Source organism: Neisseria sp. 19428wB4_WF04 (assembly GCF_015235335.1).
GTDB lineage: Bacteria > Pseudomonadota > Gammaproteobacteria > Burkholderiales > Neisseriaceae > Neisseria > Neisseria musculi.
The window spans coordinates 1-1,359 of the sequence record NZ_JADGLG010000112.1; the positions used below are offsets into that span (position 1 = coordinate 1).

General features: G+C 50.4%; 2 protein-coding genes. Both read left to right on the forward strand.

From position 1 onward, the window contains the following. Window positions 1-31 precede the first annotated feature (31 nt). On the forward strand, window positions 32-940 hold the full coding sequence (gene cas1 / locus IR141_RS12450; protein WP_135037743.1) for a type II CRISPR-associated endonuclease Cas1: 909 nt from the start codon (window positions 32-34) through the stop codon (window positions 938-940). Next, window positions 933-1,259 (forward strand): CRISPR-associated endonuclease Cas2, encoded by a 327-nt coding sequence (gene cas2, locus IR141_RS12455; RefSeq protein ID WP_135033316.1) that lies wholly within the window; start codon window positions 933-935, stop codon window positions 1,257-1,259. The genes cas1 and cas2 overlap by 8 nt, the downstream gene beginning before the upstream one ends. The last annotated feature ends 100 nt before the right edge of the window (window positions 1,260-1,359 follow it).

Consider the following 1,359-nt stretch of genomic DNA (forward strand, 5'->3'; position numbering starts at 1 on the left):
TTTCAGACGGCCTTTTTATAAAGGGAATTTTATGAGCTGGCGCAGTATCCTTATTAGCAAACCTGCCCGCCTGTCGTTACAGCAAAACCACTTGCTGATCCAACAAGACGATACAGTTCCCGTACCGCTGGAAGACATTGCCGTGATTGTGGTCGAATCGCGCGAGGTAGTGCTTACCGCTCCGCTGCTATCGGCACTGGCACAATACGGCATCACCCTGCTCACCTGTGATGAGCAGTTTCTGCCCTGCGGGCAATGGCTGCCCTTTGCCCGCTACCACCGCAGCCTGAAAATCCTAAAATATCAAATAGAAATGACCCTGCCGCAAAAAAAGCAGCTTTGGCAGCAGATTGTAAAACAGAAAATCCGCAATCAGGCCTGGCTGCTGGACTACAGCGGACACGATATTGCAGCAGGCCGTCTGAACGCATTGGCCGATCGCGTCAAATCCGGCGATAAGGATTTTGCCGAAAGCCGGGCTGCCGCGCTCTATTTCCGCGTACTGTTTGGCGAACACTTTACCCGCAGCCACGATAATGCCGTGAATGCCTGCTTGAATTACGGTTACAGCATCGTGCGTTCCGCTGTTGCCCGCGCTTTGGTGCAGTATGGCTTTCTGCCTGCACTGGGCCTGCAGCATCATAGCGGATTAAACGCCTTTAACCTGGCCGATGACTTTATCGAGCCCTACCGTCCGATGGTGGATTTACTGGTATGGGAAAACGGCTTTACAAACGGGTTGCCGGATACGCTGACTCCGCAGGCCAAGCAAAAATTGGTGTCATTGCTGCACTGCCAAATCAAACTTGATAGGCGCAGTTATTCCCTATTGGCTGCCATCGACCGCACCGTACAGTCTTTTCAGACGGCCTTAACCGGCGGTTCAAAAAATTTGAAGCTGCCCGAGATGCTTCCTTTAAAGGTGCAGGATTATGAGTGAGGCCAAGTTTATGCGCTTAATCGTATTTTTCGACCTTCCGGTCACCACCGTAGAAAAACGCAAAGCCGCCAGCCAATTTCGAAAATTTTTGCAAAAAGACGGCTACCAAATGCTGCAATTATCTGTTTACTCCCGCATCGTACGCGGCAGAGATGCGTTGCAGAAACACCACAAACGGCTGCAGGCACACCTGCCGGAGGAGGGGCAGGTTCGCTATTTAGAGGTAACCGAAAAGCAATTTGCAGGCATGATTATGCTGATCGGCGAGCCGAAACCGCGTGAAAAAAAGGTGAATGCCGACCAACTTTTACTGTTTTGACACAGTTTTTCAGAGCAAAATAAAGCAGGGAATCCTTATAAAACAAGGATTCCCTGCTTGGGTATTGTAGCACTGCGAGATGAAAGAGGAAGCTACAACT